Origin of the sequence: Pseudomonas putida, assembly GCF_002025705.1 — a bacterium.
Classification (GTDB): Bacteria; Pseudomonadota; Gammaproteobacteria; order Pseudomonadales; family Pseudomonadaceae; genus Aquipseudomonas; species Aquipseudomonas putida_J.
Genome location: NZ_CP018846.1, coordinates 3661379 through 3680005, shown reverse-complemented (window position 1 = coordinate 3680005; position 18627 = coordinate 3661379). Strand labels below are relative to the sequence as shown.

Genomic DNA, 18627 nt, shown 5'->3' with positions numbered 1-18627 from the left:
TCATGTCACAAGTCTTTGATGCCAGCGCGTTCCTGGCGACCTGCAGCGGTCGCCCGGGCGTATACCGGATGTTCGACGCCGAGGCGCGGCTGCTCTACGTGGGCAAGGCCAAGAACCTCAAGAAGCGCCTGGCCAGCTATTTTCGCAAGACTGGCCTGGCGCCGAAAACTGCCGCGCTGGTAGGGCGTATCGCCCAGGTTGAAACCACCATCACTGCCAATGAGACCGAGGCGCTGCTGCTCGAGCAGAATCTGATCAAGCAGTGGCGTCCGCCTTACAACATTCTGTTACGTGACGATAAGTCCTATCCGTATGTGTTTCTGTCGGATGGCGAATTCCCTCGCCTGGGGATTCATCGCGGGGCGAAGAAAGCCAAGGGGCGTTATTTCGGGCCTTACCCCAGTGCTGGCGCCATTCGCGAGAGCCTCAGCCTGCTGCAGAAGGCCTTCTCCGTGCGTCAGTGCGAAGACAGCTATTTCGCCAACCGTACCCGCCCGTGCCTGCAGTACCAGATCAAGCGCTGCAAAGGCCCGTGCACCCAGCTGGTCACGGCCGAGGAATATGCCGAGGACGTGCGCCACTCGGTGATGTTCCTTGAAGGGCGCAGCCAGCAGTTGGGCAATGAGCTCAACGAAGCCATGGAAAAAGCCGCCATGGCCCTCAATTTCGAGAAGGCCGCCGAACTGCGCGACCAGATTGCCTTGTTACGCCGGGTTCAGGACCAACAGTACATCGAAGGTGGCTCCGGCGACGTCGATGTGGTGGCCGCCTTCGTCAACCCGGGCGGTGCCTGCGTGCACCTGATCAGCGTGCGTGGCGGCCGGGTGCTGGGCAGCAAGAACTTCTTTCCGCAGGTGGGCATCGAGGAGGAAGTGGCCGAAGTCATGGCCGCCTTCCTGTCGCAGTACTACCTGGGCAATGCCGAGCGCGAATTGCCCGGCGAACTGATCGTCAACGTGGTGCACGAAGACTTCGAGGCCATCACTGAAGCCGTGCAGAGCCTGCGCGGTCGTGAGTTGATCATCAGCCATCGCGTACGCGGCACCCGCGCACGCTGGCAGCAACTGGCGGTGACCAATGCCGAACAGGCACTCAATGCCCGCTTGGCCAACCGCCAGCACATGGCCGCACGCTTCGAGGCCCTGGCCGAAGTGCTCGGCCTGGATGAAGTGCCGCAGCGCCTTGAGTGCTACGACATCAGCCACTCCAGCGGCGAAGCCACAGTGGCCAGCTGCGTGGTGTTCGGCCCCGAAGGCCCGATCAAGTCGGATTACCGTCGCTTCAACATCGAAGGCGTCACCGCCGGCGACGACTATGCCGCCATGCACCAGGCCCTGACCCGCCGTTATGGGCGCATCAAGGACGGCGAAGGTAAATTGCCCGACGTGCTGCTGGTCGACGGTGGCAAGGGCCAGCTGAACATGGCCCGCGAAGTGATGCAGGAGCTGGCCTTCACCGACCTGACCCTGCTCGGCGTGGCCAAGGGTGTGACCCGCAAGGCCGGCTTCGAAACCCTGTACCTCAACGACGTGGCCCATGAGTTTACCCTCAAGGGCGACAACCCGGCACTGCACCTGATTCAGCAGATACGCGACGAAGCCCACCGTTTTGCCATCACCGGTCACCGTGCCCGGCGTGGCAAGGCCCGCCGCACATCGAGCCTGGAAGACGTTGCCGGGGTAGGGCCCAAGCGCCGCCGCGATCTGCTGAAGCACTTCGGCGGCCTGCAAGAGCTCAACCGCGCCAGCATCGATGAGATCGCCAAAGCCCCCGGCATCAGTAAAAAGCTTGCCGAGTCGATTTATGCCAGCCTGCATAGCGAGTAGAATGCCGGGCTCAACCCGCAGCCAGTCGTACCGATGAATATTCCAAACCTGCTCACCGTTCTACGCGTCCTGCTCATCCCGATCTTCATCCTGCTGTTCTATGTGCCCTATCACTGGAGCTACATGGCCGCCAGCACGGTGTTCGCCATCGCCGCCGCCACTGACTGGCTGGACGGCTACCTGGCGCGTCGCCTGCAGCAGAGCACCCCGTTTGGCGCCTTCCTCGACCCGGTGGCCGACAAGCTGATGGTGGCCGTGGCCCTGGTGCTGCTGGTGCAGGTGCACGCCAACTTCTGGCTGACCCTGCCCGCGGCGGTGATCATCGGTCGCGAGATCGTCGTGTCGGCGCTGCGCGAGTGGATGGCCGAACTGGGGGCGAGGGCGCACGTGGCGGTGTCCAGCCTCGGCAAATGGAAGACCGCAGCGCAGATGCTGGCGCTGGTGATCCTGCTGGGCAACCCGCCGGTGGTGAGCTTCTGGGTGGTGCTGGGCTACGGCCTGCTGCTGGTGGCAGCTGCGCTGACCCTGTGGTCGATGGTGCACTACCTGCTGGCCGCCTGGCCGCACCTGCGCGAAGGCTCAGAGCAAAAATAAAACTTTTTTGAATCAAGGGGTTGACGCCGTTTCAGATATCGCTAGAATGGCACCCATCACGACGCGGGAATAGCTCAGTTGGTAGAGCACGACCTTGCCAAGGTCGGGGTCGCGAGTTCGAGTCTCGTTTCCCGCTCCAAATAAAGACCTGCAGAGTTCGCTTGAAGTCTGCAAGTCGTGAAAAAAGGCCCTTCGGGGCCTTTTTTCGTTTCGGCGGAAATCACCAGCGGGCCATTTCGGATGAAGCGCCATGCTCTGATTTGTTCGCCCTCCTGCAGTCAACGCAAACCACTGTACGCCTTCGATCAGTCGACATGCAGGCGATTGCGGCCCGCCTCCTTGGCGATGTAAAGCGCCTGGTCGGCGCGTTCAAGCAGCGATAGCCAACATTCAGAGTCAGTTCCAGCAGCGCTGGCGATGCCGATACTGGCGGTCACATGGCCAAAAGGGCTGTCTTGGTGAGCGATAGGTTCCAAGGCCAGGCGCTCGATTATCAGCCGCGCAACCGCGACTGCACCGTCGCGGTCGGTGTCGGGCAGAATGATCGCCATTTCCTCACCCCCATAGCGTGCCAGCAGGTCGCCAGGGCGGCGGATGCAGGTCGAGAGCAGGTAGGCAACCTGCTGCAGGCAGGCGTCCCCAGCGGGGTGCCCGTAGCTGTCGTTGTAGCGTTTGAAGTGGTCGATATCAATCATCAGCAACGACAGTGTTGTCCCGTTTCGCCGTGCTCTTTGAATCTCCTCGGCCAGAACCTCGTCGAAGCAGCGCCGGTTTGCAAGGCCGGTCAGCGCATCGTGCATCGCTTGGCGCTCGAGCTGCTGATTGCTGGCAAGCAACTGCTGTTGGGCCGCTCTGAGCTCACCTTCAACTGCGGCTCGTCGGCGCATGGCGCGAATCAGCAACCCGCCAATGAAGCCGGTCAGCGCGAGCAGCCCGGAAACCACCAGCAACGACAGCATCGCCTCGAACTGCCAGGCCGCCAGTGCTTCGCGTTTGCCTAGCGCGACCGTCGTCACCAGCGGGAGCTTGTCACTCTTGCGAAACGCATACAGGCGCTCCACACCATCCAGGCTTGAGGTGAACGAGGCGGTGCCCACCGATCGGTCGACCAGGTACTTGGCGTAGATGGGCGACTTCGAGAAGTTGCGCCCCATGTCCTGCTCCCGAAACGGGTAACGCACCAGCATTGCGCCGTCGGTGTACGACAGGCCGATGGCGCCGTCATGGCCCACGTCGATCTGGCCGAACAGGCGCAGGAAGTTTTCCACCCCAAGTGTCACGGCCACGACGCCGGCGAACTCGCCGCGGGCGTCGTTGAAGCGCCGGCTGATGGTAATCACCCATTCCTGGTTGGCACGGCTACGGATGGGCAGGCCGATAAAGGGCTCCCGGGATGGGTCGTCGCGGTGGTGGATGAAGTAGGCCCGATCGCTGCTGTTGGCGTTCAAAGGGATCGGTCGGTTGGACGACATCAGCCAGCGCCCATCCTTGGCGTAAATGGTGATGCCGCTCAATTGCGGCATCAACGGCTGCTGGCGGCTGATCAGCTGGCTCAGGCGTTCGATCTGCGCAGGCCCGCTGCCCTCGGTTTCCAGGCGCTCGACGAGACCGAGCAATAGCAGTGAGCTCTGCCGCACGATGCCTTCAGAATAGGTGGACAGCGCCTGGGTCAGGTTCAGGCCGTGGATGTTGACCTCTTCGAGCGCCCGCTCGCGGGAGGCCATCACCTTCCACAGCGTCAGCGATGCGAGCGAACAACCAATGACCAACAGCAGAAGAACAACGAGGTGGATGTCACGCTTCACGTCAGTACCTGATGCAGATTCCGGTTTCTCTTGCTGGCGGTTCGTGCGCCGGGGCCGTCCGTGCGAGTCGCTAACCAGGCGGTCAGGAGGTAACTGGCTGGTTCAATGCTAGCAATATAGCATTATGCGCGGTAGGAATGTCTGACAAAAAGTGAGGCGCAATCGTGTGCGCGAGAGCATCTTCAAAGTCACTGTTCAAAATGCAAAGCGGATTAAAACAGTTTGAACAAACATCTGACGCACACTGGCTCAATAGCAACGTGGCAGATTGCGACTATAGTAACGTCTTAAAAAACCGGATCAGTGGGTGCCATGTCTACGATCGATCTGTCGTCCTCGCAAAGTCTTCGCAAGCGCGTGTTGTTGGCCGGGGCGTTGAATATCGGGTCCATCGTGGCCTCCCAGGTCATTCGATTGGGTGGCAACCTGATCATCACCCGCTTGCTGCTGCCAGAGATGTTCGGCCTCATGGCCATTGCCACCACGGTTTCGGTGTTGCTGCTGTTGCTATCCGACGTGGGCCTGCGGCAGAACATCATTCAAAGCCCGCGCGGTGATGAGCCGCTGTTCCTCAATACCGTCTGGTCGCTGCAGATCATTCGCGGCCTTGGGCTGTTTGTCGTAATGCAGCTGGTGGCGCTGGCATCATGGGTTTCCCAGCACTTCGAATTGTGGCCGCCGCACTCCACCTATGCCGCCCCGGAGTTGCCCGCAGTACTGGCCGTTACCGGCTTTTTCGCGATCATCTTCGCCTTCCAGTCGACCAAGATCGACGTGGCCATCCGTAGCTTCCAGCAGAAGAAGGTGGTGCTGGTCGAGCTGCTTTCGCAAATCGCCGGCCTGGTAGTGATGTTGGTGATCGGCTACCTCACCCGTTCCATCTGGGCGTTGGTGGCTGCCGGCCTGGTCTCCACCTTGGTCACCACGGTGCTCAGCCACATGATCTTCCCGGGGCATAAAGACCGCCCGCAGTGGGACCCGGCGGCGCTGCGTGAAATCGTCAACTACGGCCGCTGGGTGTTCCTCTCATCCGCCGTCGGCGTGCTCGCCATGCAGGGTGACCGGATCTGGTTCGGCGGCAGCATGACGGTGGCGCAGTTGGGGGTGTATTCGATTGCCGTGGGCATTCTCGCAGCCTTCCAGCTCAGCCTGCAGCGGCTGGCCGGGGCAGTGGCCTTGCCGGCCTTCAGCGAGGCGGCCAGGAGCGGCGACATGGAGCGCCTGCGCCGCCTGTATTTCCGCTTCAGGCTGATGTTCGATGTGCTGACCCTGTTCACCTGCGGCTTCCTGTTCACCGCCAGCCCGCTGATCATCCATTGGCTTTATGACGCACGGTATCAGGACGCCGGGCAGATGATGGCGATTCTGTCGTTGTCGCTGTTCACCTTGCGCTATGGCTTGACCCAACAGATATGGATGGCCCTGGGGCTGACCAAGTACATGGCCATGGACAACATCATCCGGGTGGTTGCGCTGTTCACCTTGATGCCGTTGTTGCTGGCCATCGGCGGGGTGACCTACGCACTCTGGGGTGTGGCCCTGCATACCTTCTTCACGCTGTTCCTGATCTTCAAGACCAGCCACCAGCTGGGCATGCTGAGTATCAAGCGCGAGCTGATGGTGCTGCCAGTCATGGTGTTTGGCGCCCTGTGTGGCCAGTTCATCAGCCAACTGTTCGCCTGAGCACGCTTTACGCTTGCCCCTCGTTGTTCTGATCAGCTGCGCCAAGGACCTGACAGATGAATGTGATCGACTTTTTTGATCGGACCCGAATCATCAATATCCCGTCCAGAACGGACCGCCGCCAGGAAACACAAGCCGAGTTCGCCCGCAACGGCTTCCACATCGATAACGAAAAAATCGGCTTCTTCCCAGCGGTGACACCCACCGCCCAGGAGGGCTTCCCCAGTATCGGCGCCCGGGGCTGCTTCATGAGCCACATGCAGATACTGGAAGAAGCGGTGCGCCTGAATGTGGACAACATCCTCATCATGGAAGATGACATCCAGTTTTCCCGGCGTATTGGCCCGTTTGGCAAAAAGGCCATCGAGTCCTTGCAAGGCATGGACTGGGACATCGCCTACCTTGGCCATTCGTACGACGGCAACTCGGATACCCCCGGTTGGGCGCTGGTCGAACGCCCCATCCACCTGTCGCACTTCTATGCGGTGAATGGCAAGAGTGTGGGCAAGCTGCGAGACTTTCTTGCGCAGATTCTGCAGCGCCCGCCCGGGCACCCGGACGGCGGGCCGATGCACTATGATGCGGCCCTCAATACCCTCATCCATACCGACAAGAACATCCAGGCCTACTACTTCACCTGGAACCTGGGTTACCAAAGGCCATCGCGCACCGACCTGCACGCCCTGTCGATCTTTGACCGGCTGGCCATGCTGCGGCCGTTAATGGCCCTGTATCGGCGCTTGAAGGCAGAGAAACTCAGGCGAACCCGATAACACATACCGCGCAAAGCGGCCGTTGCGGGTCGGCTGGACAAAGGTAACGAAGCCGATATCGTCGGCAGGCTGTAGCGGCCGATCTGCAGCGTTGCGCACATTGCAATGTATCAGCTGACCCATTAGCATCGCGGTTTCAGGAGATGGCATTCCTCCTTGAACCGCCTTGGCGCTGATGATGCCTACGCACACCCTGTGACAGGGCGCGTAGGCCATGCCTGCCGTTTACCCACAGGGCCTTCGATACCTTGTGGAGTTAGCCGATGTACCTTTCCCTCATTTCCGTGATCGTTGGTGGCAGTAGCGGCTGCGTGCTGCGCTGGTGGTTCGGCCTGCGTTTCAATTCGCTGTTTCCTGGCATGCCCTTCGGCACCTTGCTGGTCAACCTGATCGGCGGCTTCGTCATTGGCGCGGCCATGGCCTTCTTCATGCGCTGGCCCAACCTCGACCCGGCCTGGCGCTTGCTGATCACCACTGGATTCTGCGGTGGGCTGACCACCTTCTCGACCTTTTCCGCCGAAGTCCTGTCGATGCTCATGCATGGCCGCTACGGCTGGGCGGCCGCCACGGTCTCGGCCCATGTGCTGGGTTCGCTGCTGATGACCTTCGCCGGTTTTGCCCTGGTGCGCTGGCTGGGCTGAGGCAGGGCGTAACACACCTGTCATGCGTGGTTGATAGTGTGCCGGTCCCCTTTCGTGGCACAAGGTGTGCGATACGGTGTATCCCGGCACGATCCGCAAGCAGTTCATGCTGCGCTCCAGCGACATGCGCAGCGACGAGTTCGCTGCTTTGTTCACGCAACTGTACGGCAACCTGTATGCCGACATGCCGCCGCTGGGCGAGGGCATCGCCATTGGTGGCGTCTACGGCCGCTTCGAAGGCATGAGCGTGCGGCGCATGCAGTACCAGGGCGACTTCACCATCGTCCTGCCGGCGCCGCAGGACGAAATCACCTTTGTGCTGCCCACTGCTGGCAAGATCATCTTCGACCACCGCGGCGAGTCGATCGGCGGTGCCCAGGTCGGCCTGGCGGTGGACAAGCTCGACATTCGCTCGGTGCGCATCACCGAAGGCCACGCCCAGTGCGGCATGTCGATCCGCCGCGGGGCGTTTACCGAGCGCCTTTCGACCCTGCTTGAACAGCCCTTGCCAGCGCCAATTCGCTTTGCGCCGCGGGTCGACCTGAGCAATCCGGCGTTCCAGGGCATCCGGGCCTTGCTCGAACTGGCAACCGGTACCGAGTTCGATCAGCTGATCAGTACGGGTCTGCTGATGCCCGTGCGTTTGCAGGAGATGCTGGTCGACGCGCTGCTCGAAACCTGGCCGCACAACTACAGTGAGGCATTGCGCAACCCGGCACCGGCGATCGCACCGCGCCATGTGAAGCTGGCCATGGCTTATCTGCGCGAGCACCCCGCCAGGCAGGTCAGTGGCAGCGAGTTGGCGGGGTTGGCCAATGTCAGCCTGCGGGCGTTGCAGGATGGCTTCCGGCGTTTTGCTGGCACATCGATCGTCGGCTATCAGCGGCAGGTACGGCTGGAGCAGGCACGTGAAGTGCTGGCGCGCGGGGAGGGAGGGTCTGTGGCAGAGGTTGCCTTGCGCCATGGTTTCAGCAATGCCGGGCGGTTTGCCCAGTACTTCAAGTTGGCATTCGGGCTCAATCCCGCAGATATGCGCCGAGATCGCCGATAGTGGGGCCGCTGTGCGGCCCTTCGCGGGCAAGCCCGCTCCCACAGGGATAGCGCCAAGCTTGAGGGGGCACAGTGCCCGCGAAGGGCTGCAACGCAGCCCCTGAAATCTTCAGAATGCGTAGCTGGCCTTGAGGCTGCCACTGACACCATGGCTGTCGCCCCCGCCCATGGCTGCCACCTCAGCCCCGACGCTCAGTGCCCCGAGGTTGGCCATCAGGTTCACGCCGCCAATGAACTGGTCGCGGTTGTCGAAGGCCGCATGCTGTTCGATATCCAGCCCCAGCAAGTGACCTTCGCTGTCGACCTGATGATCGCCCAGGGCATGCTCGTAACCCACTTCGACCCCCGGTACCAGCTGCCAGCTGCCCATGGCCACCGGCGCGAAGGAGGCCTTGAGGTTGGCCACGGCGGCGCGTCGGGTTTCTTTCAGGTCATCTACCTGCAAGGCCAGTTCGCTGCCTTTCTCGGTGAAACCGTTGAGGTCCACGCGGCTGACCCGCAGCCCCAGGCTCGGCTCCAGCACCATGGCGCCGGTGGGCAGGCGATAACCCAGTGCCAGGCTGCCTCCTGCCAGGGTGCCGTGGCTGTCGCCCTTGGCCGTGCCCAGGCCGCCACCGAGTTCGCGTTTGCTCGAATAGTCGAGCCAACCGGCGCTGGCATCGGCATCGATGAACAAGCCTTGTTCCAGGCCATTGGGCGCGAAGCGCGCACCCAGGCTGAGGAAGGTCAGGTCGGTATCCGCTTCGCCACCGGCACCGCCGACATTGCCGTTGCTATAGCCGAAACCGGCATGGGCGCTGAGCTGTTCGGAGAAGCGCTGGGTCAGTCCGACCATCAGGCCCTGGCTGTGCTCGTTGCTGCTGGCGGCGTGTGCAGAACCATCGGTGCCCATGTAGCCGGCCAGTGCGGTGCTCCACAGGCGCGCCTGGCCGACCTTGAGGTCGCTGCCATCGGCGAAAGGCGCGGCCGCACGGTCGATCATCGCCCCTTGGCGCAGCAGGTAGCTGGCAGCGTCGGCATGCACCTGCCCACCCACGGTCGACTCGACGCCGCCCAGCGTACCGGCGTCGATGGCCGACTGCAGGTAGTAGTTGTAGGCGCTATAGCTGCCCGACAGCGAGGTGTCCTGCAACTGGCGCAGCAGCTGCGCACCGGCAGCGGCGTTGCCCAGCAGGCCGGCTTCGCCCGGCAGGGTGGCGTAGCGCACCATCTTGCCGCGTAGCACGTAGATGGTTTCTTGCGACAGCCCCAGGCCCTGTTTCAGGTAGTTATCCATGCTGCCGTAGGCGGCAGTGACTTCATCCAGGCCCGCCTGCAGGTAGCTGGCTTCGACTCCGAGCAGCGGCGCGTAGACCTCGGCCATGCTCGCCGGCATGGCAGCCAGCGTCGCTGCCACACGGGCGGCGGTGTAGTCGTTGGTGGCCAGGTAGTTGCTCATGATGGTCGCGTCGTCGACCCCGGCGATGCTCAGCAGCACGGCGGCAGTCCAGCCGGTGCGGTCCTTGCCGGCGGTGCAATGGAACAGCGCTGCGCCGTCAGCGCTGGCCAGTTCGTTGAACAGCACGCTGAACTGCCCGCGCATGCCGGCATCGCTGACAAAGGCGCGGTTGGTTTCCTGCATCATGGCCCGCGCCTGGGCAGCGCTGGTGAACGAGATATTGGTGATGTTCGAGCCGGAGGTGGTGCTACCGATGATGTCGATGTTGGTGTAGCTGGCGCCGGCCGGCAGGGTGTCGGGTGTGCTGGCGATTTCGCTGGGGGTGCGCAGGTCGTAGACATCGCTGATGCCCAGGCCGTTGAGGACGGTGAGGTCGGCTGCCGTCGGGGTCAGGGCATTGGAGCGGTAGAACACCCCGGCGCGCATGACGCCATCATGGTTGGTGGTGTAAGCGCTGGTGGTGCCGGCGATGTCGCGGAAATTGTCCATGCCGGCCAGGCGCGGCGTGTCGAGTGTGTCGGCGGCATGCGCAGCGGAAATGGCCAGGGTAAGCAGGGACAGGGAACAGAACAGACGTTGCAACACAGAAGTAGCCTCGATCGGATGCGTTGGGCTGGCTACTGTCGGTGGGGAAGATGAAACTGAATGTTACAGCTTGCCGTGCGGCGCAAATGACTGCGCTTTCCGTCTGTTGGGCGCGCATTCTGTCTTTGACGAACTGCTGGCAGGGGTAGGCGCTGCATCATCTGATCCGCTTTTTTTCCTCGAACCTGAATCTGTAACCGTATCAGCCTGAAGCCGACAATGCTCTTCGTCCCTGCTATCACATTGAAGAGGTTCCGATGGGCAAGCTCGCGCTGTTTCTGGGTGGCTTTCTGCTGTTGACCGTTCTGATCGGCCTGCTCGGCACCATTCCGCCAAGCTGACTCTCCTCACGCCCTGCGGCCCGTCTACCTCGCTAGATGGGCCCGTTTCCTGCCTGATTCTGGCAGTTCTCCCTGGCCATACCGCTGGACTAGCGGTAGGTGCAAGTCGTTCTCAAGTGTAAAAGCCTCGTGTAGTCTCCCGCTGCGTCATAATGGGTCGTATATAACGAACCCAGTCTTTTGCCTTGGGAGTCAGTACATAGATGGAATGCAAGAAGGGCACTTCAGCCATGCTGGAGTGGCGTAGCCGTTATCTCAGCGAAGGCATCCTCGAAGAGGATCAATACGATCAGGCGCTGCGCTGTGCCGAGTCTCTGGAGCAGTCTGGGGTGATCAGCGCGCAGGAATGGATCGAGCTGGTCAAGGCGGCGAATGTCGCGCTGCTGACGGTGCGATAAGTCCTTCATTGCTTAGGGAAATCTGTCCACAAAAAACGTGGGTAGGTCTGTGGATAAAGTGCTGGAGGCCAGGCCATTTGCGGGCTCTGTTAAATTGAGCAGAATTTGAACAGCGCTCAGCCCGCCCGTTCAAAGGCGGCTTCGCCAGCCTGGCGCAAGGCCAGCAGCAGCTCGCGCACCCGGGCGGGTAGCTCGCCGGAGGGGTACACCGCATGCATCTGCGGGTCCTGGCCGGTGCTTGAGGTCAGCCGGTAATCCGCGCACACCCGTACCAGGCGCCCAGCCTTCACCTGCGCTTCTGCCACCCAGTCGGCCAGCCGTGCGATGCCGGCACCGGCCAGGGTACCGTGATACACCGCGTCGCCAGAGCCCAGGCGCAGGCGTGGATGCGGGCGCAAGCTGGTGATCTGACCGTCGCGGCAGAAGTGCCAGGCTTTGAGGATGCGCGGGGCGGTGTGCAGGATCAGGGCGTGCCTGTCCAACTGCTCGGGCTGCTCGGGCATGCCGGCTCGGGCGACGTAGGCCGGGCTGGCATACAGATGGCGGTGGTAGCGCCACAGTGGATAACCAATCAGTTCGCTCGATTGGGGAAAGGCGCCGCGTATCACGAAATCCAACTTGCCGTGCAACGGGTCGAGGGCCGCGTCGCTGTACTGCACGTCGAGGGTCACTTGCGGGTGGCGCTGGCTGAAGCTGGCCAGCACGCCAGGCAGCACGTGCTCGCCGAGCAGTTGCGGCGCGGCAAAGCGCACCCAGCCTTGCGCACTGCCGGTGAGCGCGGCCAGTTCATCGGCTGCGTCGCGTTGCACATCCAGCAAGCGTTCGGCATGGGGCAGCAGGCGCTCACCGGCTTCGGTGAGGCTCACGGCGTTGGCGTTGCGGTTGAGCAGCTTGCACCCACTGTTGTCTTCCAGGGTTTGCACCGCACGGGTCACCGCGCTGGGTGAGCGGCCCAGGGCGCGTGCGGCGGCAACAAAGCTGCGCTTGTGCGCAACACTGACGAAGGCCTGGATTTCGCGCAGCATGTTCAAAGCCATGGAGGGTTCCTTATTGCAGTTATTGCAATATGGCATTTCAACACAAGCGCGCCGCTTTGATTAGCCTTGCAGTCTGTCTTCACTGCCTGGAACCGCGCCATGATGGATATCGCCGTACTTTCCCTGTTCGCTTTCGCTGCCGGCCTGATCGATGCCGCTGTCGGCGGCGGCGGGCTGATTCAGATCCCGGCGCTGTTCAACGTGCTGCCCACGGCGCAACCGGCGGCGTTGCTGGGCAGCAACAAGCTGGCTTCGGTGTGCGGTACGGCGTTTGCTGCACGCTCGTTCATTCGCAAGGTGACCCTGGACTGGGGCCTTATCGTGCCGGCGGCAGTCAGCGCCTTCATCATGTCGTTTGCGGGGGCCGCCACAGTTTCGCTGGTGCCACCCAGCGTGATGCGCCCGGCAGTGCTGGTGCTGATCGTGCTGATGGCGATCTACACCTTCTGCAAGAAAGACTTCGGCACTTTGCACAAACCGGCGAAAATCGGCCGCCGGGAGCAGTGCCTGGCAGTGCTGATCGGGGGGGCGATCGGCTTCTATGACGGCTTGTTCGGCCCGGGCACCGGCAGCTTCCTGATCTTCCTGTTCATCCGCTTCTTCGCCCTCGATTTCCTGCATGCCTCGGCGTCGGCGAAGGTGGTCAACATTGCCACCAACCTGGCGGCCCTGGTGTTCTTCGTGCCATCGGGCAATGTGCTGTACGCCATCGCCTTGCCGATGGCCGCGTGCAACATCCTCGGTGCCTTGACCGGGACCTGGCTGGCAGTGCGCAAGGGCGCCGGGTTCGTGCGCGGGCTGTTCCTGATCCTGCTGTGCGTACTGATCGCCAAACTGTCCTGGGACTTGCTGATGGGCTGAAGTCAGATCACCTGGCGCTGCGGCTCGGCCTGTTCGACCCGATTGCGGCCCTGTGCCTTGGCCCGGTACAGCGCCTGATCGGCGCGCGCCAGCAGTTCGTCCAGGCTGGGGGCGGCTTCGTCTGCTGCGCAGCCGGCGACGCCGATGCTGACAGTGATCTGCAGGCGGTCATCGCCTTGGGCCAGGTGCAGGTCCTGCACGGCACGGCGCAGGCGTTCGGCGGTGAACTCGGCCCGCTCCGGCGCCAGCCCCGGGAGCACCACCACGAATTCCTCGCCGCCCAGGCGGGCGAGCAGTTCTTCGTCGTGCAGCTGGTCCTGCAGTGTGCGGGCGAACTGGCGCAACACCTGATCACCTACCGCATGGCCATGGCGGTCGTTGATCGACTTGAAGTGATCGATGTCGAGCATCATCAGGGTCAGCGGCAGCCCTTGGGCGTGTTGTTGGCGGCTGTCGAGCAGGGCATTGGCGCGGCGGCTGAAGGCACTTCGGCTGAGCAGGCCGGTGAGGTGATCGATGGTGGCTTGGTGCGCCAGGCGCGCCAGCAGGCTGCGATTGGCCTGGCTGACACAGGCCACCACCAGTGGCCCGAGGACCAGCATGGCGATACCCAGGCGTGCCGACATCAGTGTGGTCACCCCGGGTTCGCTCTGCGGCACGCTGAAGTGCATGAGGTTCTGCGCCACGGCCACGATCAGCGTGCTGCCGGCGGTGAGCGTCAGCAAAGACACCAGGAACGGCGAGTACGTCCAGGCACACCACAGCAGTGCGGCAATCGGAAATGCAATGGCGCCTGGCCCGCCGAAAGCGATGCTGAACGCCAGTGAAGCCAGCAGCACCAGCAAGGGGGCCAGGCGGATGGCCTGGGCGCCGCTGCGCACCAGGGCGCGGGCCGAAGGGGCGGTAAGGAGGATCGGCAGCACCAGCACGCTGGTCGAGAACTGTTCGCTGAACCAGGCCAGCCAGGTGGCCTGCAGCGACTTTTCGAACCACGGAGCGGCCATTGCACAGGCCATGCTGGCGGCCACCACGGCACCCGCAGCGCAGGCGCCGAATACACTGAGCACACCGTGCGGAGTGCGCATGCGCCGATGCAGGCGGGGCAGGCGCGACAGCAGCCACCACACCGTCACCACCACGCCGAGGTTGCACAGGTTGAACCACAGGGCCGGCGCCCAGGTACTGCCGCACGCCAGGTCGGCTGCGACCATCGCCAGCCACACCAGGGTAAAGCCCATGAGGTTGGCCTGGCGTGGATAACGCAAGAGTACGCCGGCCAGCACCGCATTGACTGGCCAGAACAGTGACAGCGATTCGATAGGCCGAGCCAGGATGCCGCCGAGGGTCAGGGCGAAGGTCAGGCCAAACAAGGCGATATAGGGCAAAAAGCGCGAATGTGCTGGAAAAACCATAGGCTCGACCGACAAGCGGAAACGAAATCCAGGACAACGGCAATAAGCACCTGGGGCATTGACGCGTCAGTGTGTTGGCACGGGGTGCTTGATGTCAATCTGCCGTATTCGTGCAAATTAGTGGCAAATAGCCTCCATTCCTTGCCAGATTGCTTACAGACCGAAGAACCACGGCACCATCAGTACGGTCACCAGCATCACCAGCAGGGTGAAGGGCACGCCGATCTTGACGAAGTCGCCAAAGCGGTACTGGCCCGGGCCAAGTACCAAGGTGTTGACCGGGGACGACACTGGCGTCATGAACGCCGCCGATGCCGCCAGCGCCACGGTCATGGCGAACGGGTAGGGCGACATGCCCAGTTGCGTTGCCGTGCTGATTGCTACCGGTGCCATGAGCACGGCGGTGGCGGTGTTGGAAATGAACAGGCCGATGACAGCCGTTACTGTGAACAGGCAGGCCAGCATGGCCAGCGGGCCGGCGCCGCCCAGCAGGCTGACCAGCCCACCCACGGCCAGGTCGATGCCACCGGTTTTCTGCAGCGCCTGGGCGAATGGCAGCATGCCCACGATCAGCACCAGGCTCTGCCAGTGAATGGCCCGGTAGGCACTGTTCATGTCGATGCAGCGCCCGGCGCCCATCAGCAGGCAGCCGATCAGCGCGGCGATGACATTGGGCACGGCGCCGCTGACCATCAGCCCGACCATCACCGCCAGGCTCACCAGGGCATACGGCGCGCGGGTGCGTGCTGGCGCAACCTGGTCGATTTCGGCGGGCAGGCTCAGCACCAGAAAGTCCTTGGGTTGGCTTTGCAACTGGCGCACGGCCTTCCACGGGCCGACCACCAGCAGCGTATCGCCCAGGCGCAGCTTCTCTTCCACCAGTTGCTCGTCGATGGCCGCCTGTTCGCGGCGCAGGCCGACCACGTTGAGGTCGTAGCGAGTGCGAAAGGCCAGCTCCAGAATGCTTTTGCCGATCAGTTGTGAGCCCGGCGGCAGCGAAACCTCGGCCATGCCCAGTTCCTGGGACTGGTCGATGAAGTAGGCCGCCTTGAAGTGCAACGGCTCCAGCTGCATGGTTTGGCACAGGGTGCGCAGGTCGTCGCGGTTGGCGAACAGGTCGAGCAGCAGCACATCACCCTGGTGCAGCACGGTGTTCGAGTCTGCGGCAATCACCCGGGTGGTGAACTTGTGCTGGCGTTCGATGCCAATCACGTTGGCGCCGTGCTTTGTGCGCAGCTCCAGTTCGCCCAGGGTATGGCCGATCAGTGGCGAGTGCGGGCGGATGCGCAGGCGCCGTTCGCGGCCGTTCAGCTTGTAGTCGAGCACCAGGTCGAGCAGCGTGCGGCGGCTTTCCACGCGGCCGTCCTTGCGCACTTCGCCATTGAGCCAGTGGCGGGTCAGCAGCATGTAACCGATGCCCAGCACCAGCACCACCAGGCCGAACGGGGTGAAACTGAAGAAGCTGAAGCCGGGCGCGCCATGGCGTACCAGTTCGCTGTGCACCACCACGTTGGGTGGCGTGGCCACCAGGCTGAGCATGCCGCTGATCAGGCCGGCGAAGCTCAGCGGCATCATCAGCCGGCTGGGCGAAATCTTCAGGCGCGCGGCAATGCTCAGCACCACCGGGATGAAAATCGCCACCACGCCGGTAGAGCTCATCACCGAACCCAGCCCGGCCACCGAAACCATCAGCAGCACCAGCAGGCGGGCCTCGCTGTTACCGGCCCGTTCGCTCATCCATTCACCGATGCGGTAGGCGATGCCGGTGCGCACCAGGCCTTCGCCGATCACGAACAACGCGGCAATCAGCACCACGTTGGGGTCGCTGAAACCGGCCAGGGCCTGTTCTACGGTGAGGATGCCCGACAGCGGCAGGGCGAGGATCACCAGCAAGGCGACCACGTCCATGCGCGGGCGGTTGATGACGAAGAGGATGACGACGACAGCCAGCAGGCCGAGGACCCAGAGCAGTTCCTGGTTCATGGGGCGGGGGTGTTCCTTCACTCAAGGGGGCACGAAAGACAGTAGCAGTCAGTGTGGCAGCTTGCGGTGAAGGTGGTGTTGATGTGCTGCAGTGTTTGCACCCTGGCACAAAAGAAAAGGGCCGCAAGATGCGGCCCTCTTTGCTGTCATCACTCAGTGATGGCGGTGATGGCGGTGCTTATTGCTGCCACCGTTGTCGCCCAGGTGGTTGCCCAGGGCACCACCGGCTGCACCGCCCAGGCCGGCACCGACGGTGGAACCGGTCTTGCCGCCTACCGCGCCGCCCAGCAGCGAACCGCCAGCCGAGCCCAGGCCACCGCCGATGGCAGCTTCGGTACGGTTGCCTTTCTTCGCGCCTACCGCACTACCGGCTGCGCCGCCGACACCGGCACCGATGGCCGCGCCAGTGCGGCCGCCGAGTTGCTGGCCAACCACGTTGCCCAGCACACCACCCAGGCCACCGCCAATGGCGGCGGTACCGTCACCGGCGAAAGCGCCCTGGCACAGCAGCAGGCCGAGGGCAATGGAAGGCAGAGTCAGACGCATGATTTGAACCTCAAAGGAATCATCAGGTTAAGTTGCCGCACGGTCGGGCGGCGGGTCAGGGTAGGGGAGACGCTTCAGCGGTCGTAACGGTCACCGCGCCATTGGCGGTCGTCGTCATCGTCGCGATCATGTCGGTGGTGGTGACGGTGGCCGCGGTCGTCATCGCGCCAGCCACCGTCATCACGGTAGTGGTCGTGATAGCAGCCCGACAAAAGCAGAAAGGCGGCAATCAGCGAAAAGCTTGCAAAGCGGGTCATCTGTATATAGGTCCTTGATCCGCATAGGTTTACGGGACACTGAATCAGACTGGGATCGATCCATTTGGTTTCCTTGACGCGCAAAATTTTGCCGTGCGAGCGATGAATGGCGTGCTTGGGGCAATTCAATTGCGGTGCTAGAGTCGCTTTCTTTTTGCCCCGAGGATGGAACATGCGAGCAATTCTGCCGATGGTTGCGGCGCTGGTGTTGGTCGGTTGCGCGAGCGCGGCCATGGATGCGGCGCGCGGTGGCAAACCGACGGCCCAGCTTGATTCGCGCAAGGCACCGGAACTGGTGGCCCAGTGCATCCAGTTCAGCTGGCAGAAGGAGGATGTGTTCGGCGACGATGCCAGTGGCTACCTGGAGCCGCGCAAGCAGGGCGGGTTGACTGTTTATACCCGCGAGGCGGAGTCGTTCGTGGATGTCTATCCGCAGGCGGGCGGAACGCGGGTGGATTACTACGCACAGAAGAATGACGGCATGGCCCTGCAGCGCCGGGCAGCAGCGGCGACCTGCCTGTAATGTCTTTGCGCTACTGGCCTCTTCGCGGGTAAAACCGCTCCCACAGAACCACACAGAACCTGTGGGAGCGGGTTCACCCGCGAAAGGGCCCTCAAGCCCTGATCAGGACAGGAACCCACCGTCGACATTCAGCGCGGTACCGGTGGTGTAGCTGGAAGCATCGCTGGCCAGGTACAGCACGGCGCCGGCCATTTCCTTGGGGTCGGCCACGCGCTTGAGCGGGATCTGCTGCAGCGCGGCATTGAGGATGGCGTCGTTCTTCACCAGCGCCGAGGCGAACTTGGTGTCGGTCAGGCCCGGCAGCAATGCATTGCAACGAATGCCGAACTGCGCGCACTCCTTAGCGAACACCTTGGTCATGTTGATCACCGCAGCCTTGGTCACCGAATAGATGCCCTGGAACAGACCCGGTGAAACGCCGTTGATCGAGGCCACGTTGATGATGCTGCCGCCACCGTTTTCGCGCATCAGCTTGCCGGCTTCCACCGACATGAAGAAATAGCCGCGGATATTCACGTCGACAGTCTTCTGGAAGGCACTCAGGTCGGTGTCGAGCACGTTGCAGAACTGCGGGTTGGTGGCTGCGTTGTTGACCAGGATGTCCAGGCGCCCGAACTGTTCACGGATACCGGCAAACACCTGCTGGATCTGCTCCATCTCACCGATATGGCAGGCTACCGGCGTGGCCTTGCCGCCCGCCGCGATGATGGCGTCGGCCACCTGCTGGCAGCCTTCCAGCTTGCGACTGGAGACGATCACGTGGGCACCCTGCTGGGCCAGCAGATGGGCAATGGCCTCGCCGATGCCGCGGCTGGCACCGGAGACGAAGGCAATCTTGCCGTCGAGGTCGAACAGTTGAGTCTTGGACATGCTG

At 62.7% G+C, this 18627-nt stretch carries 17 protein-coding genes, 1 tRNA gene and 1 riboswitch; of the genes, 10 read left to right on the top strand and 8 right to left on the bottom strand.

What is annotated here, in order from left to right; translation table 11 throughout:
* Window positions 1-2 precede the first annotated feature (2 nt).
* The 3 genes from uvrC (at window position 3) to BUQ73_RS16650 (ending at window position 2559) form a co-directional block, all read left to right on the top strand.
* Window positions 3-1826, top strand: a complete 1824-nt coding sequence (gene uvrC / locus BUQ73_RS16660; RefSeq protein WP_079228889.1) for an excinuclease ABC subunit UvrC — start codon at window positions 3-5, stop codon at window positions 1824-1826.
* A gap of 33 nt (window positions 1827-1859) precedes the next feature.
* Window positions 1860-2420 (top strand): CDP-diacylglycerol--glycerol-3-phosphate 3-phosphatidyltransferase, encoded by a 561-nt coding sequence (gene pgsA, locus BUQ73_RS16655; RefSeq protein WP_079228888.1) that lies wholly within the window; start codon window positions 1860-1862, stop codon window positions 2418-2420.
* A 63-nt stretch (window positions 2421-2483) separates the two neighbouring features.
* Window positions 2484-2559: transfer RNA gene (locus BUQ73_RS16650), tRNA-Gly, on the top strand.
* A 166-nt stretch (window positions 2560-2725) separates the two neighbouring features.
* Here the strand turns inward: BUQ73_RS16650 and BUQ73_RS16645 are convergent.
* Complete coding sequence (locus BUQ73_RS16645) at window positions 2726-4225, bottom strand: sensor domain-containing diguanylate cyclase (RefSeq protein ID WP_079228887.1); 1500 nt, start codon at window positions 4223-4225, stop codon at window positions 2726-2728.
* Between the two features lie 312 nt (window positions 4226-4537).
* Between BUQ73_RS16645 and BUQ73_RS16640 the strand changes: the two genes are divergently transcribed.
* The 4 genes from BUQ73_RS16640 (at window position 4538) to BUQ73_RS16625 (ending at window position 8373) form a co-directional block, all read left to right on the top strand.
* A complete protein-coding gene (locus BUQ73_RS16640) occupies window positions 4538-5908 on the top strand; it encodes an oligosaccharide flippase family protein (RefSeq protein WP_079228886.1) in 1371 nt (456 codons plus the stop codon).
* Between the two features lie 56 nt (window positions 5909-5964).
* Window positions 5965-6681, top strand: a complete 717-nt coding sequence (locus BUQ73_RS16635; RefSeq protein WP_079228885.1) for a glycosyltransferase family 25 protein — start codon at window positions 5965-5967, stop codon at window positions 6679-6681.
* Window positions 6682-6811: 130 nt separating this feature from the next.
* A riboswitch (Fluoride riboswitch) is annotated at window positions 6812-6873 on the top strand.
* 71 nt (window positions 6874-6944) lie between these two features.
* Window positions 6945-7322 carry a fluoride efflux transporter CrcB gene (gene crcB, locus BUQ73_RS16630; protein ID WP_079228884.1) on the top strand — a complete coding sequence of 126 codons (378 nt, stop codon included), beginning with the start codon at window positions 6945-6947 and terminating at the stop codon, window positions 7320-7322.
* 106 nt (window positions 7323-7428) lie between these two features.
* The gene (locus tag BUQ73_RS16625) at window positions 7429-8373 is read left to right on the top strand and encodes an AraC family transcriptional regulator (RefSeq protein ID WP_416171829.1); all 945 of its coding nucleotides are present in this window, start codon (window positions 7429-7431) and stop codon (window positions 8371-8373) included.
* Between the two features lie 108 nt (window positions 8374-8481).
* Here the strand turns inward: BUQ73_RS16625 and BUQ73_RS16620 are convergent, their stop codons facing one another.
* Window positions 8482-10395, bottom strand: a complete 1914-nt coding sequence (locus BUQ73_RS16620; RefSeq protein WP_079228882.1) for a tyrosine-protein phosphatase — start codon at window positions 10393-10395, stop codon at window positions 8482-8484.
* 544 nt (window positions 10396-10939) lie between these two features.
* Between BUQ73_RS16620 and BUQ73_RS16615 the strand changes: the two genes are divergently transcribed.
* Window positions 10940-11134: a hypothetical protein gene (locus BUQ73_RS16615; protein WP_027920560.1), complete on the top strand. Its 195-nt coding sequence runs from the start codon at window positions 10940-10942 to the stop codon at window positions 11132-11134.
* Between the two features lie 116 nt (window positions 11135-11250).
* On the opposite strand, the gene BUQ73_RS16610 is transcribed toward BUQ73_RS16615, so the two are convergent.
* A complete protein-coding gene (locus BUQ73_RS16610; protein WP_079228881.1) occupies window positions 11251-12171 on the bottom strand; it encodes a LysR family transcriptional regulator in 921 nt (306 codons plus the stop codon).
* Between the two features lie 99 nt (window positions 12172-12270).
* On the opposite strand from BUQ73_RS16610, the gene BUQ73_RS16605 reads away from it, so the two are divergent.
* The gene (locus BUQ73_RS16605; protein ID WP_027920558.1) at window positions 12271-13032 is read left to right on the top strand and encodes a sulfite exporter TauE/SafE family protein; all 762 of its coding nucleotides are present in this window, start codon (window positions 12271-12273) and stop codon (window positions 13030-13032) included.
* 2 nt (window positions 13033-13034) lie between these two features.
* Here the strand turns inward: BUQ73_RS16605 and BUQ73_RS16600 are convergent, their stop codons facing one another.
* The 4 genes from BUQ73_RS16600 to BUQ73_RS16585 all read right to left on the bottom strand — a co-directional run bounded on the left by BUQ73_RS16600 (window position 13035) and on the right by BUQ73_RS16585 (window position 17230).
* Complete coding sequence (locus tag BUQ73_RS16600) at window positions 13035-14459, bottom strand: GGDEF domain-containing protein (protein WP_079228880.1); 1425 nt, start codon at window positions 14457-14459, stop codon at window positions 13035-13037.
* A gap of 138 nt (window positions 14460-14597) precedes the next feature.
* Entirely contained in the window at window positions 14598-16427 is a 1830-nt protein-coding gene (locus BUQ73_RS16595; protein ID WP_079228879.1) for an SLC13 family permease, read from the bottom strand.
* A gap of 153 nt (window positions 16428-16580) precedes the next feature.
* Window positions 16581-16973: a glycine zipper domain-containing protein gene (locus BUQ73_RS16590; RefSeq protein ID WP_079228878.1), complete on the bottom strand. Its 393-nt coding sequence runs from the start codon at window positions 16971-16973 to the stop codon at window positions 16581-16583.
* 74 nt (window positions 16974-17047) lie between these two features.
* Complete coding sequence (locus tag BUQ73_RS16585; RefSeq protein WP_027920554.1) at window positions 17048-17230, bottom strand: hypothetical protein; 183 nt, start codon at window positions 17228-17230, stop codon at window positions 17048-17050.
* Window positions 17231-17402: 172 nt separating this feature from the next.
* On the opposite strand from BUQ73_RS16585, the gene BUQ73_RS16580 reads away from it, so the two are divergent.
* Complete coding sequence (locus BUQ73_RS16580) at window positions 17403-17753, top strand: hypothetical protein (RefSeq protein WP_079228877.1); 351 nt, start codon at window positions 17403-17405, stop codon at window positions 17751-17753.
* 102 nt (window positions 17754-17855) lie between these two features.
* Here the strand turns inward: BUQ73_RS16580 and BUQ73_RS16575 are convergent, their stop codons facing one another.
* The gene (locus BUQ73_RS16575; RefSeq protein WP_079228876.1) at window positions 17856-18623 is read right to left on the bottom strand and encodes an SDR family oxidoreductase; all 768 of its coding nucleotides are present in this window, start codon (window positions 18621-18623) and stop codon (window positions 17856-17858) included.
* Window positions 18624-18627: the final 4 nt, after the last annotated feature.

What these genes read in the sequence shown, in the direction of transcription:
- uvrC (WP_079228889.1), top strand. Translation starts at nt 3, where the DNA reads ATGTCACAAGTCTTTGATGCCAGCGCGTTCCTGGCGACCTGCAGCGGT.
- pgsA (WP_079228888.1), top strand. Translation starts at nt 1,860, where the DNA reads ATGAATATTCCAAACCTGCTCACCGTTCTACGCGTCCTGCTCATCCCG.
- BUQ73_RS16640 (WP_079228886.1), top strand. Translation starts at nt 4,538, where the DNA reads ATGTCTACGATCGATCTGTCGTCCTCGCAAAGTCTTCGCAAGCGCGTG.
- BUQ73_RS16635 (WP_079228885.1), top strand. Translation starts at nt 5,965, where the DNA reads ATGAATGTGATCGACTTTTTTGATCGGACCCGAATCATCAATATCCCG.
- crcB (WP_079228884.1), top strand. Translation starts at nt 6,945, where the DNA reads ATGTACCTTTCCCTCATTTCCGTGATCGTTGGTGGCAGTAGCGGCTGC.
- BUQ73_RS16625 (WP_416171829.1), top strand. Translation starts at nt 7,429, where the DNA reads ATGCTGCGCTCCAGCGACATGCGCAGCGACGAGTTCGCTGCTTTGTTC.
- BUQ73_RS16615 (WP_027920560.1), top strand. Translation starts at nt 10,940, where the DNA reads ATGGAATGCAAGAAGGGCACTTCAGCCATGCTGGAGTGGCGTAGCCGT.
- BUQ73_RS16610 (WP_079228881.1), bottom strand. Translation starts at nt 12,171, where the DNA reads ATGGCTTTGAACATGCTGCGCGAAATCCAGGCCTTCGTCAGTGTTGCG.
- BUQ73_RS16605 (WP_027920558.1), top strand. Translation starts at nt 12,271, where the DNA reads ATGATGGATATCGCCGTACTTTCCCTGTTCGCTTTCGCTGCCGGCCTG.
- BUQ73_RS16595 (WP_079228879.1), bottom strand. Translation starts at nt 16,427, where the DNA reads ATGAACCAGGAACTGCTCTGGGTCCTCGGCCTGCTGGCTGTCGTCGTC.
- BUQ73_RS16590 (WP_079228878.1), bottom strand. Translation starts at nt 16,973, where the DNA reads ATGCGTCTGACTCTGCCTTCCATTGCCCTCGGCCTGCTGCTGTGCCAG.
- BUQ73_RS16585 (WP_027920554.1), bottom strand. Translation starts at nt 17,230, where the DNA reads ATGACCCGCTTTGCAAGCTTTTCGCTGATTGCCGCCTTTCTGCTTTTG.
- BUQ73_RS16580 (WP_079228877.1), top strand. Translation starts at nt 17,403, where the DNA reads ATGCGAGCAATTCTGCCGATGGTTGCGGCGCTGGTGTTGGTCGGTTGC.
- BUQ73_RS16575 (WP_079228876.1), bottom strand. Translation starts at nt 18,623, where the DNA reads ATGTCCAAGACTCAACTGTTCGACCTCGACGGCAAGATTGCCTTCGTC.